The 561-nt window shown below is 69.5% G+C and carries 1 protein-coding gene; it reads right to left on the bottom strand.

Features of this window, described 5'->3' with window-relative positions; all coding sequences use genetic code 11:
• Positions 1-150: 150 nt before the first annotated feature.
• The coding region (locus D9V41_RS16170; protein WP_424922802.1) for an NAD(P)/FAD-dependent oxidoreductase at positions 151-561 on the bottom strand (411 nt) is incomplete at its 5' end.

Below are 561 nucleotides of genomic sequence, written 5' to 3'. Positions count from 1 at the left end.
TAGCCGGCATCGATCGCGGCGACGAAGGTGTCCGGGTCGTCGATGCCGTAGGTGCCGAAGCCCAGCTGGGGCATCCGGTGACCGTCGTTCAGTTCCAGCAGCGGCGAAGTCGTCATGTCCTTTACGCTACTGCGGAGCGCGGGATGCGGCTCAGTCGCTGAAGGGTGGACGCTCGTCGAGCGCGATAGACCGCCGACCGGCCCAACGCCAGACGCGGGCGACAGCGTCGCGATCCTCGTCCGTGACGAGATTGCCCATGACCCGCAGCGCGATCGTCATCAGCGCGTGACTGCGCATGCCGAGTGGGCCGAGAGTCGGCAGGAGCCGCGGAACCGTGATCAGTCCCGCCAGTCTCCGGGCGATCGAGAACGCCTCACCGTAGTGCCGGGTCAGCAGGGCGGGCCAGGCTGCCGCGAGATCGGCGCCGGTCGCGAGGAGCTCGGCGGCCTCGCGACCGGTCTCGAGACCGTAGTCGATGCCTTCGCCGTTCAGGGGGTTGACGCACCCGGCAGCGTCGCCCACGAGCGCCCAGTTGGGTCCGGCCACACCGGAGACGGCACC

The sequence above is a fragment of the Aeromicrobium phragmitis genome (assembly GCF_003674095.1).
GTDB classification, from domain to species: Bacteria; Actinomycetota; Actinomycetes; order Propionibacteriales; family Nocardioidaceae; genus Aeromicrobium; species Aeromicrobium phragmitis.
The sequence above is the reverse complement of the archived record's forward strand: the minus strand, read 5'-3'. Positions and strand labels throughout refer to the sequence as shown.